Annotated in this window: 7 protein-coding genes; 5 read left to right on the top strand and 2 right to left on the bottom strand. The window is 60.2% G+C overall.

What is annotated here, in order from left to right; all coding sequences use genetic code 11:
* Positions 1–165: 165 nt before the first annotated feature.
* The 5 genes from LZC95_12170 to LZC95_12150 all read left to right on the top strand — a co-directional run bounded on the left by LZC95_12170 (position 166) and on the right by LZC95_12150 (position 10204).
* On the top strand, positions 166–1299 hold the full coding sequence (locus LZC95_12170; protein WXA97587.1) for an efflux RND transporter periplasmic adaptor subunit: 1134 nt from the start codon (positions 166–168) through the stop codon (positions 1297–1299).
* A gap of 15 nt (positions 1300–1314) precedes the next feature.
* On the top strand, positions 1315–4941 hold the full coding sequence (locus LZC95_12165; protein ID WXA97586.1) for an efflux RND transporter permease subunit: 3627 nt from the start codon (positions 1315–1317) through the stop codon (positions 4939–4941).
* Positions 4942–5089: 148 nt separating this feature from the next.
* Entirely contained in the window at positions 5090–7387 is a 2298-nt protein-coding gene (locus LZC95_12160; protein WXA97585.1) for a S8 family serine peptidase, read from the top strand.
* Positions 7388–7529: 142 nt separating this feature from the next.
* A complete protein-coding gene (locus LZC95_12155; GenBank protein WXA97584.1) occupies positions 7530–8543 on the top strand; it encodes a hypothetical protein in 1014 nt (337 codons plus the stop codon).
* A 53-nt stretch (positions 8544–8596) separates the two neighbouring features.
* Entirely contained in the window at positions 8597–10204 is a 1608-nt protein-coding gene (locus tag LZC95_12150) for a DUF1565 domain-containing protein (protein ID WXA97583.1), read from the top strand.
* A 304-nt stretch (positions 10205–10508) separates the two neighbouring features.
* Here the strand turns inward: LZC95_12150 and LZC95_12145 are convergent, their stop codons facing one another.
* Entirely contained in the window at positions 10509–11144 is a 636-nt protein-coding gene (locus tag LZC95_12145; GenBank protein ID WXA97582.1) for a DUF4360 domain-containing protein, read from the bottom strand.
* Positions 11145–12329: 1185 nt separating this feature from the next.
* On the bottom strand, positions 12330–13154 hold the full coding sequence (locus LZC95_12140; GenBank protein ID WXA97581.1) for a hypothetical protein: 825 nt from the start codon (positions 13152–13154) through the stop codon (positions 12330–12332).
* Between the last annotated feature and the right edge of the window lie 78 nt (positions 13155–13232).

Raw genomic sequence — 13232 nt, 5'->3', positions numbered from 1 at the left:
TGTCGAAAAAGTGACAACTGCACCGTTGTCCCATTTTGGCTGAAGGGCACCGAGGCAACATTTTTCGCGACTCCGCAGCAGAGCTGCGTATAATGATCATTATCATCATCCGCTAGATTCGAAATCTCCCGTACCATCCAAAGTAACGACGGAGGGGATGCCGAGATGCACGCTATGCATGCTGCAGTTCGATGGGTCTTTCCCATTGCCGCATTGATTGCCGTGGCCTGCCACCGGGGCGAGGGGTCGAATAACAGCGCAAATGTGCCTATTCCGGTCAAAGTGCGCGCGGTCGAGACACCGGCCGATGCGCGCGGTGCTCGTTATTCGGGCAGCATCGAACCGGCCACGCGTGTCGATTTGGCATTCAAGGTCGGGGGCTACATTCGCGAACTTCTTCAAGTGAAGGACAGTGACGGCAAAATGCGAAAAGTCCAAGAGGGCGATTTCGTCAAAGCCGGTACCGTCCTCGCCTCGATTCGCGAAAGCGATTACCAGCAAAAGGTCGCCCAGGCCAATGCGCAGCTCGCGCAGGCGAATGCCAATCAGAAGCAAGCGCAAATCGATTACGATCGCGTGCAAAAGCTGGTCGCCACCAACGCCATCGCACCCGCCGAATTGGATTCGATGACCGCGAAGTTGGCCACCTCCAAGGCAGCCGTGCAGGGCGCTCAGGCTCAAGTCGGCGATGCGACGATCCTGCTCGGCGACACCACCCTTCGCGCGCCCATCGATGGGGTCATCCTCAAGCGCGGCGTGGAGGCGGGCACCTTCGCATCCCCGGGCACCGTCGGGTTCATTCTGGCCGATACCAAAAAAGTCAAATTCGTATTCGGTGCACCCGACACCTTGATCGAAAAGTTGAAAATGGGCGCCACCCTGGGCATCCACGTCGACGCTTTGCAGGCCGACTTCGACGGCACCATCACCCGCATCGCGCCCTCGGCCGATCCCAAGAGCCGTGTGTTCGAAGTGGAGATTACCGTCCCCAATCCCAAAGATGCGTTGAAGGTCGGCATGGTCGCCTCGCTCAAAGTGCCCGAGGGGGCCATTCAGGAGACCGCGCTGGCCTTGCCGCTCACCGCCATCGTTCGCTCGCCGAACGATCCGCGCGGATTCTCGGTGTTCGTGGCCACCAAAGAGGGCGATCGCGAAATTGCAAACCTGCGCGACGTCGAGTTGGGCGACGTGCTGGGCAATGGCGTGCAAGTCATCCGGGGACTCCAGCGCGGTGAACGCGTCGTCTCCATGGGCGCGACGCTCCTCGTCGACAAATCGCCAATTCGCGTTCTTCCCTGAGCCAAAGGCACCATCATGTCCCACGGCACCGAAGCAAAATCGGACGAACAACGCATTGCCTCGACCCGAAACATCGCGCGCTACTTCGTCGAGACGCGCGCGGTCGCCTGGGTCCTGCTCATCGGCACCATCTTCTGGGGCATCTTCAGTTACATGGCGATGCCCAAGCGCAAAGACCCCGAGGTGCAAGTGCGCGTCTCGGCCGCCATCGTCGCATGGCCCGGCGCAACGGCCGAAAAGATCGAGGATCTCATCGTCCGCAAGATGGAAACGACCATCGCGGAGAATCAAAAGATCGAAAAGATCGAATCCACCGTTCGCCAAGGCGTTGCGGTCATCACCATCACGCTCGTCGAGGGCTTGAAGGACGTCAGCAAGGAGCTCGACGATTTGGCCCTACGCCTGGCCGCGCTCAATGGTCGCCTTCCGCAGGGAGCGTCGCCCATCAATTATCTGCGCGACTTCGGCGACACGACCAACATGATGCTCACGGTCGCCAGCCCGCGAACCAACGATATCGAAGTTCAGCTCCGGGCGCGGCCGATCGAGCGGCTCATTCGCGAGACACGGGCCGGTGTGCCGCCGGAATTCCAAGCCAAGCGCGGAAGCCTCGTGTACGCCTTTCCCGTCACCCTCGACCCGAAAGACCTGCGCCGCACCGTGCAGGCCATGGGCGAATATGCGCGACTTCACAATGACGTGGCCATCGCGCACGACGTTCGCTTCTTCGAGGGTCCCGGATTCATGGGCCTCGATGCCCAGACCGACGCCAAAGAAGGCCAGATCCGCGATATCGCCCTTTCCTTTCTGCGCGATCGCATGCGCACCTCGGAAATTCACCCCGACGTGTGGCGCGCGGCCATCATTTTCGACCCCGCGGAGACCGAGACGCGCCTTCGCGAAGTGGCGGAGGCGAAATACTCGTACCGCGAGCTCGACGATTTCACCGATGCGATTCAAAAGCGGCTTCTCGGTGTTCCCATCGTCTCGCGCGTCACGCGCAGCGGCGTTCTTCCCGAGCGCGTCTTTCTCGATTTCTCGCAGGAGAAGCTCGCCAGCTATGGCCTCAGCGCCGACCAATTGAGCCAGGCTCTTTCCGCGCGCAACATCACCACGCCCGCGGGTGTGCTCGATATCGGCGGTAAGTCCGTCGGCATCGATGCCTCGGGAGAGCTTCGCGGCACCGACGATTTGAAGACGCTGCTGGTCGCCACCTCCACCGGCGGACAACCGGTGTACCTGCGCGACGTCGTCGACGTGACCCGCGGATACGAAAGTCCGCCGTCGTATTTGAACCGCCTCACGCGGCGCACCCGCAATCCGAGTGGCGCGGATGGCCAATGGGAACGCACCCGCGCGGTCACGCTCGGCGTATTCATGCGCTCCGGCGCGCAGATTCAAGACTTCGGCAATCAGGTCGACGCGGCCCTGGCCGAGGTCGGGCGCTCGCTACCCGAGGATCTCGTCATTGCGCGCACCAGCGATCAACCGCGGCAGGTCGTGGAAAATGTCGATCTGTTCATGCGCAGCCTTTTCGAGGCCGTGGCGCTGGTCGTCGTCGTGGCCTTGATTGGCTTTTGGGAGTGGCGCTCGGCGCTGATGCTCGCCTTGTGCATTCCCATCACGCTGACCTTGACCTTCGGCATCATGAAGCTGCTCGGCATCGACGTGCAGCAGATCAGCATTGCCTCGCTCATCATTGCGCTGGGCCTCTTGGTGGACAATCCCGTGGTGGCTTGCGACTCCATCAAGCAAAACTTGGGAATCGGCCACCCGCGCACCATTGCCACTTGGCTCGGGCCGACGAAATTGGCGATGGCCATCATCTTCGCGACCATCACGAACATCGTGGCCTATTTGCCATTCCTGTCGCTGCCTGGCGACGTCGGCAATTTCATTTTCACCCTGCCGGTGGTGCTCACCACATCACTGATTGCATCGCTCATTGTCTCGTACACGTTCACACCGGTGCTCGCCTATTATCTGCTGAAGCCTCCGGCGAAGCTCGAGCCGACGATGCACGAACGACGACAGCGGGGCTTCGGCCGCTTCTACGAGCGCGTCGTCGGTCGGGCGATCGATCGCCGGTGGTGGGTCCTCGGCGGGTCGGTCGTCCTGCTGGTGCTGGCCTTTGGCTATGCCAAGCACCTCAAAAATGCCTTCTTCCCGCACGACCTTTCCTATTTATCGTACATCGATGTGTGGCTGCCCGAGGACGCGCCCATCGCCGAGACCAACGAGGCGGTCCGGAAGGTCGATGAGGTGGTGCGCACCACATTGGATGCCTTCGAGAAGACGCACGTGGGCGAAAGCGGAAAGCCCGAAAAGGTCCTGAAGACAATGACCACGTTCGTGGGCGGCGGTGGCCCGCGATTCTGGTTCTCCGTGGTGCCGGAACAACAACAAGTCAATTACGCGCAGGTCGTGCTGGAGGTCTACGACAAGCACCAGACCGCCGAAATCATCGGCCCATTGCAGCAGGCACTGTCGCGCGAGGTGCCCGGCGCGCGCATCGACGTCCGCGAATTGGAAAACGGCAAACCGGTCGGCATCCCCGTGGCGGTGCGCATATCCGGCGAGGATATGGGCACATTGCGCACGTTTGCAGAAAAGGCGAAATCAATCTTTCGCGAGGCCGCGAAAACGGAGCGAGTGCGCGACGATTGGGGTGAAGAAAGCTTCCAGGTCAAGTTGGAAGTGGATGCCGACCGGGCCAATCTCGCGGGGGTGACCAATCTGGACGTGGCCCGCTCCTCGGCCGGCGCACTCGATGGATTGGCGGTGGGAACCCTACGCGAGCGCGATCACCTGATCCCCATCGTATTGCGCCTTCGTGCTGCCGAGCGCGCTGCGCTCTCCGATGTCGAAAATTTGTATGTACAGGGCAGCATTTCCAATCAGCGCATCCCACTCCGTCAGGTTTCCAATGTGACGTACGGGATGGTCACCGAGAAAATCAAGCGGCGAAACCAGTTCCGCACCGTCACGGTGTCGGCGATGCCCGAGCGCGGGACGTTGCCCTCGGAGATCATGAAGCACGTGCACGCGCCCCTGGCCAAGTTGTCCGCCGAGCTTCCGCCAGGTTTCACGTTGGAAATAGCCGGAGAAGAAGAGGAGCAGGTCAAAGGCTTCAAGAACCTGGTCGTGGTCCTGGGAATTTCGATTGCCTGCATTTTTCTGGCGCTCGTCATTCAATTCAAGAGCGCGACAAAGCCCATGGTGCTCTTTGCCGCCATCCCCTACGGAGTGGCCGGTGCACTGGTTTCGTTGACGCTCATGGATGCGCCCTTTGGATTCATGGCGTTCTTGGGCATCATCAGCCTCATTGGCGTGATTGTCAGCCACGTGATCGTGCTTTTCGACTTCATCGAGGAGCGCCACGCCGAGGGCGACTCGCTGCGCGACGCGTTGATTGACGCGGGCATTCTGCGCGTGCGACCGGTTCTGATCACCGTGGCTGCTACGGTATTTGCGCTGTTTCCATTGGCCGTAGAGGGTGGCCCCCTGTGGGAACCCCTTTGTTATGCGCAGATTGGTGGACTCACGGTTGCAACCTTCGTCACTTTGCTCATCGTTCCCGTCCTCTATTCGATTTTCGTGCTCGATTTGAAAATCGTAAAGTGGGAAGGGAAGCACGAATAAAAAACCATCGACACCGGCACTAAGAACGGGCAACCTCGCTGCCCTTTCAAAGGCCGTTTTTTTCCATCCTGGTGGGGGCTCGCGCTCTGCAGGCCCCCGGCCGTTTCTTTCTTTGGCCCACGTGGGCTCTCAAGAATGGAGGATGTCGATGGCGCATCATAAGCGGTATCTCGGATTATTTGGATTGCTCATCCTCGCAGCCGCCTGCCAATCGGAGCCCGGTGGATCGAGTGGGCCGGGCGGATCCGGCGCAAATTCGAATGATTTCAAAGTAGAGCAGCGCGAAGGCCAATCGACGTTGAGCGTCGGGTCGGCCGTGGTGCGGACCACTCGAGCCAAAGTGGATGGCGCAGCCCTCGTTAAAATGCAGGGCACCAAAGCGCAAACCCAGGTTCTTTCGTGGAACGAGACCGTTTCGGGTGAGACGACACCCTACTACGCCATTCAAGACGCACGCGGATGGCACCCGGCCAAGAGCACTTCGTACGATGTCATTTTGCGCCATCGCCGATTCGACCCCACCCAGGAGGTCCAATCACCGAGCCTCGGAAACGCCGCGTCGTCCAAATTGCACATCGTGCAATACGTGTCGCAGCCTATCGAGGAGTACCGAAGCGCCATCAAGGCGGCGGGCGGCCAAGTGCATCAATACATGCACGGCAATGCGCAATTGGTTCGAGCCGATTCAGAAGCGATTGCGCGCATTTCCGCGCTGCCCTTCGTGCGCGCCGTGACGCCGATGACCGCCGCCGACCGAACCGATGACGGCCTGGCCGTTACCCGCAGCTTCGGTGGTTCCGTCCGCGTCAACGTCGTCATGGTCGACCCCAAAGCCGATCGCGCCGTTTTGGCGGATCATATCCGCGCTCTGGGTGGGAAGATCCTCGTGAATGGCGAGGGCATCTTGATTGAGGCGGAAGTTCCGCGCTCGCAGGTGGGCGCGCTGACGCAGCTCGACCAGGTGCTTTGGGTCGAGCAGGGTACGGCGATCGAAGAGGACTTCGAGAATGCGCGTATTCAGGGTGGCGCGAATTATCTCGATGCACTGCCCGACGCAGATCCCGCGTTCCCGGACTACACCGGGATCGGCATTCGGGGCCACATCATGGAGGGCATCAATCCCACGCATCCAGATTTCAAGGCGGTGCAAGTCGGGGAGCAGAGTATCCGCACGACGCCGATCTGGTACCCAAACAACGACGATGCCAAGAAGTCCGATTCACACGGGCACCAGACCTTTGGCATCGTGTTCAGCGATGGTCTTGGCAATGCGAAGGCGCACGGCATTCTGCCGAATGGCCAGGGCTATTACACGAACTACAACATACTCTTCAATACAGCCATTGGCGACCGAGCGAAACTCGTCGGTGAGCTCATCGACCAGCATAAGGTCATGTTCCAAACGGCGTCATGGGGTTACAATCGCACACGCATCTACGATGCCCGCTCGGCGGAGATGGATGCGCTCATTTTGCAGCACGATATCCCGATTACGCAGAGCCAAAGCAATGCGGGCAATCAAGATTCGCGACCGCAGGCGTGGGCGAAGAACATCATTTCGATCGGCGCAGTCTACCACCAAGGTACGGTCGATCCGGCCGACGACAAATGGAACGCCGGTGGCAGCACCGGTCCGGCGCAGGACGGGCGCATCAAGCCCGAGCTCTGCGCCTATTACGACCAGACGACGACCGCCACGGTCAACGGCGGCTACGGGACCTTCGGTGGCACGTCGGGCGCGACGCCCATGGTCGCGGGCTACGTTGGGCTCACCATCGAACTTTGGACCAACGGGGCCTTCGGCAACGAACTCATTCCTCGCGCCGAGGGGGAAGACACGGCGTCGTACCGCTTCAAGAACCGCCCGCACGCCCAGACGACCAAGGCGCTCTTGGTGAACTCGGCCACACCCTACCCGTTCGAGGGTGAGACGCACGACCTGACGCGTACGCACCAAGGTTGGGGCTTCCCTGACATGAAGAGTCTGTACGGGCGCCGCTCGAACATCCTCGTCGTGAACGAGAGCGACGTTCTGCAGAATCTGCAGACCAAGGAGTACCGCCGCACGGTGGAAGCTGGCGCGACGGACTTCCGCGCGACCTTGGCCTACGCCGACAAGGAAGCCACGGTGCCGACGACCGCGGGCACCCCGCATCGGATCAACAATCTGGACCTCAAGGTGACAGCCCCCGACGGCACCATCTACTGGGGCAACAATGGCCTGAAGGTGGGGAATACCTCCACGCCCGGCGGCGAGCACAATGTGCTCGACACCGTGGAAAACGTCATCGTTGCCAACCCCGCCGCCGGCGAGTGGATCATCGAGGTCATCGCCGATGAGGTCAACGCCGACACTCACGCAGAAACGCCGGAAACGGACGCGGACTACGCCCTGGTGGTAAGCAACGGCGCACCGCCCCCGCCGACCGTCGCACCCAAGAAGTAAGTCTACGGGATGCACTCTTCAGTCTACGGTCCTCGTCGGGACCGTAGACTGTTGACTTTTGTGCGACTTGGTTGACGTCCGCAAAACAGACGCCGCATGATGCGGCCTACGAAAGATGGCGTCGGGGTCCGGAAGTACGAGCTTGCACCGACGCCGTTTTGCGTTCGTCTTCGCGACGGCGGCACTATTCGGTGCGCCCACTGTCCGGGCCGAGCCCCCAACGACGCTCACCCGCGCCCAGCGAGAATCGGCCGAGCACACCAAGCGGGCTTTCGATGCCGTAAAGCGAGCCGACGCCGAGACGGCGAGGCTTGAGTTCTTGCAGGCGTACGCCCTCGCTCCGTCACCGAAGGCGCGATGGAATCTGCTGGTAGCCGAGGCGGATTCCGGTCATCCACTGGAAGCCCTGAGGCATTTACGAGCCTACCTTGCGGATCCGCGCGCAGACCCGAAAAAGAAGGACAAGGCAACGGGCCTGCTGGCCGAATTGGCGGCACAGACCGGTCATTTACGTATTGTTGCCCCTGCTGGTGTGGCAGTGACCGTGGACGGCCTGGCCGTGACGAGCGAGCAACGCACCGAAGGACTCGATGTTGCCCCGGGGAAGCACGCCGTCGAAGCCGTGCTCGAAGGTGAGACCGAGCACAGAGAGGTGGATGCCGCCGCCGGTGAACCAACGGAGGTCTCGTTCGAAGCACCGCCGCAGGAAACGCTGATCGAGGCACCAACTCCCATCATGCCAACCCCTCCGCGGGAGCAAAAACCAGTGCCGCCGCCGGTTCGCGAGAGACCGTCCGGTATTTCCACTCCACCGGTGGCCACGTGGATCCTGGGCGGAACGGCGGTGGTCGCACTCGGAACGGGCATTGGGTTCTCGTTGGGTGCGAAGTACAACCGAGACAAGATGGATGAAAATCCTCGAGCGTGCGCGACTCCGAACAGCCCTGAGTGCGCACGTTCCAAGGCTCTCGCGGATGCAGGCGAGTTCGACGCGCTCGTTGCATGGATCGCATACGGCACGGCGGGCGCCGCGCTGGTGGCGGGTGGACTCATTTGGTATTTTTCGCCGAAGGCAGCGCCGGCGAGTCGCAACGCGACAATCCTCCCCTTAATTTCTCCAGGAATGTCCGGCGTCCAGCTTCGAACGAGCTTCTAGCCCAGCTCGAGTCTGGGACGCCTATGCTATCGTGGACGGCGCAACTAAGAATCATGCGCACCATCACCGGCTCTTCTTTGCTTGGACTCGGAACCGCTGCCGTCATCGGTGTTCTCGTCGCCGGTTGTCCGCCGTCCTACTTCCAGACCTGCGAAGGTACCGAGTGCGGGTCGGAAGACGCTGGTGGTCACGAAGGGTCCACCGACACGCGACCTCGGATCACTGCGGTGACCATCGCAGGCAATCCGTCGAGATCGATACGGCAAGGTTTCGGCGGCGCGCCGACCAATCGTGCAATCGAAGTGCACCTCACGGGAGAGCGCTTGGACGGTGTCATGACCGTCACGGTCGGCACCGACTCAGATGCACTGAACGGTGACATCTCGTCGAAGACATCAACAGAGCTCGTTTTCACGTTCCTCGTGCCACACGGCGCCCCCATCGGCTCGCAATCGGTCAAAGTGACGACTCCGTCGGGAGCCTCGACGTTTCCGGACGCCATTTCGATATTCGCGATCACAGCTTCTCCGATCGGGAGCAACGCTGTTGATCCTGACATCGAATCGTCCGGAACGGCCGAACATCCGTTCCGCTCTCTTGCCAGAGCAACCACGTTCGCTCGAGCGGGAGATACGATATCTATCAAGAACGGTATTTACGATACAGCGCATGGGGAAACGTTCTCTCAGGGCGCAACGAGTATACCGGCGGATGTAACGATCCAGGGAGAGAGTGCTCTGGGGACTGTGCTGGTGGGCCCCGGTGCAACGCCGTGTACTAGCATTATCCTGAGGGCTCTCAGCCTCGAGGGAAGCGCCAAGATTCAGAACCTCGGCATCCGCGGATTTTGTGGTGCCATCGTCACGTCGAACGTTGGTCTGGTCACGATAAAATCAGTGAATATCCACGCTCTGGGTGGAGCAGCAGTCCATGCGAAGACAGACGTTTTCCTCGATTCCGTCGATATTTCAGAAGTGTTGGGTGACGCGATCTATTCAGACAACGCAAAGCTAACGATTGCTCATAGTCGCATCCACCATAGTGGAGGAGGCATCTACGCCGCGGGCGGAGCTCTGGCGGTGACAGGGAGCGAAATCGACCATCACTGTTGTTCTCCGCTTGATGACCGACCCGGCGCTGCCGCCATCATTGCGAGCGGGCCGACCAGCCTTACAGATGTTACCATCCACCACAACGAATTTGCCGGACTGTTCGTTCGATACACCAACTCAAATGTACCACTAAGCATTACGAGAAGTACCTTCTCGGCCACTGGGGAGGCGATCAATCTGTCTGGTATGGGAAGCATGAGAGTACGCGAGTCCACCTTCCTGGCCGACAATAATATCTTGGTTCATGTCATCGACCCAATCGCTGAGATCGATCTTGGAACTCGTGGACCAGACCCGGGCAATAACACATTCAGAATCTGCAGCACGTGCGACGGCATCCTCGATGGGCGCCCAGCATCATTGGCTGAGACGAAGCCTATTACCGTATATGGAAATAGCTGGCACCTCGCCGATAGCGCGGCCCCGGGCTCAGCGTCACCGGACTGCAGCGCTGGTGACAGCCCTTCAGGGCACATGACTTCCCCGCGGAATTGGCATATCGATCATCCCGGGAAGTGTCCGTCGACCGGAAACCGTTTCTTCAATTGAGACACCGGATAGGGACGCAGGCAATTCATTGAGTGCTGGTGGCTGGTGGCATCGATTCTCTAGACTGAAGTGCCCCCAGTAACACGCAGAATCCCGACACGATTTCCGATGACATTGGAGAGATCGCGGGTTCGGCATCGACGCCGCGCCTCGTTCCAGATCCGCTCGAGTCCACCAACACGCTATCGCAGGGCACATTGGCTGCGAGGACAAACCGATGCGACAAGCCTGTCGCGGCGATTGGGCGATAGGCGGATGGCAGTAAGCTCGAGCGGATCTGAGACGGGCGACTTTGTCTACCGCATCACGGAGGGCAAACCTTCCAGGCGAAGTGGTACTTGGTGCTGATGGCGCCGTCGGTGGAGTCCATGGCCATGAAGCTGGTACGGGTGGCGCCACTGGGCACGTTTACGCGCAATTCGGTGTTGATATTGAAATTGCGCTGCTCGCCGCAGGGCTTGTAGACCAGGGCCGAGACCTCGGTGGTGTCCGTGGTTTGCCAGTTGTCGTCCAGCGGAGCACTGAAATTGTGGTTTCGGTATGCAGTCTGGGACATTCCCTGGAAATAGTAATTGGCACGCTGAATGGCGCTGGCGCCGGTCTCCAAGTGTCCGTAGCCGCGGTAGTCCGCTTGAGCAATGGCGTAGGTGAAACCCTGAGGGACGTGGACGTCCAGGTTCAATTGGCAGTTCTTTCGCATGTCCGTCGATGGAACACCACCGCCGGCTTGTGCGAGGAATTGGCTGTAGGTCACGGTGAACGCCGTATTATCCGGCGAAACGGCGACCGCCGCGGTGCCCATAGGACATCCCGACCCATTCACCGTCACGACGTCGATGGTGATGCGATCGGGCGGAGGCTGAGTCGAATTGCTCACGTCACTCGCCAACGGTAGTGCTGCCAGGAGTGGAATGCCCAACGCCAAAATTTGATTCAACATGGTAATTTCCTCCGGTGTCGCGAGAGTTAGAGAAATGGATTCCGATCGGCGTGTGGGCCGCGGTCGGGAGAGGAACCGGTGTGCTCGATTTGGAATTTGCTGCAGTTGTCGAAAAATAAATTCGCGGGCGAACTGCTATGACGAAATCGGCGCGCATACCCATATTCGTACGGCGCTTGTTTGTAAATCTAATTTCGAATCGACGTACTGCGTTGGTGCGTGGTTACGCGCTGGCAAGGCGACGCGCGGTTGCCGGCTCCAAGATTTGAAACGATTTGGCACTCCAATACGGCCAGTCGCTCGACACCGATTGACCGTTACCAATGTCGAATTGCAGCTTCGGTTCTTTGATTATGGGCGTAATGCATTATGCGTCGCCAATGGAAGGTCATCCGGTCACCTGATGGGTGTCTTCACTTGCGCGTTTCGTGAAGTGATGGCGGGGCGATTCGCGGTACAGGTTCGGGCAGCCATGGCAGAAAGGGGAAGGCTGGTTCCGAAGGGTTCTTCCATGCCATCGAATGCGCCTTGAAAGGGGTGCTCGGGCAGGGCGAAGGCCGTTGACAGCGCCTTTCGTGAATGCGCGTTCGAATGGAATTATCGGCTTGGATAAGCGCTTTGGCAGAGTGCCGGTCGCGGAGCGGTCACGTACGGTTTCATGATCGCGGGCCGCTCGCGCGCATAGTGAATTCAAATTCGGTGAAGGGAGACGATGGAATTATCGTTTCCCGGAATGCTCGCGGCCAGCATCCCACGATGATCTGAATGAACACCTAATGGGCAGGGCCGCTTCGTATATCCCGGAGGGACGCTGCAATCGTGCGCAGGGTTATACCTTCAGGCTATCGGGTTCTGGCGCCCAAGGATGCACCGCGACCTGTCAGTGAATTGCGGAATCAGCACCGATGCGAAGGGGAACCGCGGTACGCGCGCCGCCGAATCGCTTCGTGAACTCGCAATGACCAATGGTGAGGAGGTCGGGAAGTTGGAAATGTTTCCAAAACGGCTTAACGACGCGAAGCTGCGGACTCCAACGGTTTGGAGGGCCGTGGGGAGTTTCGTCACCGGAAACGGCGATGTTTCTTTCTACGCAGGTGCGACGGGGTCGGCGCCGGCTGGAAGCCGGCTAACCGCCGGCAGGATGCCGGCGCTCCATCGTGGCGCCGGCGCGCCATATACGAATTGCTAAAACTGCATTCCCCAGGTGGCTTGGGCGCCGCCTTGGGACGGGGCCACGGAGAAGGAGCGCAAGGCCTTTGCGACGGCGGGAGGTGGGGCCTCTTCTACCGTGGGGCGCGTGAGGTACAGGTACAAAGCGGCGACGCCGGAGATGACGCCGACGCCGAATGCGATGTCCGCAATGGCGTAATTGCGCGACATGGAATCGACGTCGCTCGGATTGCACTGCGGCTTGCACTGATCCAAATCGCTCTTTTTCGAGTTGCCGCTCAGGGCGAAGAAGGTGCCCGCGGCGAGGCCGGCGACGCCGATGCCGCCGAAGACCCATGTGGCGACGGGAACGGGGCGCGATTTGTTTGCGGCTTGGGCGCTGATCGATTTGTCCTCGAAGCTCGCGGAGACCTTTCGGTACTTCTCGCCTTCGCGGATCACGATGGTGGATTCGCGCGTGGCGTCTTTCAAAGCGCCGCCCGGAACGAATTTGAAGGTGTGCGTGCCCGGATCGACGTCGATGGCCTTGCCGTCGAGGCGCTCGACCAGCTTCTTGCCATCGAGGAATACCGTTACCTGCGTGAGCTCTTCGCCCGCGAGGCCGCGCACGTCGAAGATCACCGTGGGGATGCTTCCGTCGAGCTCCGTGATCCATCGCTGGCAGTCGCGCGAAAGAACCGCGGGGCACGTGTCGCGTGCGCACTCGAGTGCGCGCTGCCTCGCATCACGGAGCTTGCCGCCTTTGCGCAAACTCTGACTCTGTTCGTAGCTGCTCACGCACACGTTGGTGTCCGCCGCATGCGCAACGGGTGCTGCGGCCAACACCGTCCATGTCGTCAACGCCGTGATTAGTTTGGTCCCGTAGGATGAAGAGAAAGAGCGCATCACTAGCGACTGAATGCTAGTCGCGAAGTGGCC

The organism is Sorangiineae bacterium MSr12523 (assembly GCA_037157775.1).
GTDB classification, from domain to species: Bacteria; Myxococcota_A; Polyangia; order Polyangiales; family Polyangiaceae; genus Pendulispora; species Pendulispora brunnea.
Note: the sequence above shows the minus strand (reverse complement) of the source record. Positions and strands in the feature narration are given on the sequence as shown.

Coding starts and splice junctions, on each gene's coding strand:
- LZC95_12145 (WXA97582.1), bottom strand. CDS start 11,144: ATGTTGAATCAAATTTTGGCGTTGGGCATTCCACTCCTGGCAGCACTA.
- LZC95_12160 (WXA97585.1), top strand. CDS start 5,090: ATGGCGCATCATAAGCGGTATCTCGGATTATTTGGATTGCTCATCCTC.
- LZC95_12170 (WXA97587.1), top strand. CDS start 166: ATGCACGCTATGCATGCTGCAGTTCGATGGGTCTTTCCCATTGCCGCA.
- LZC95_12150 (WXA97583.1), top strand. CDS start 8,597: ATGCGCACCATCACCGGCTCTTCTTTGCTTGGACTCGGAACCGCTGCC.
- LZC95_12165 (WXA97586.1), top strand. CDS start 1,315: ATGTCCCACGGCACCGAAGCAAAATCGGACGAACAACGCATTGCCTCG.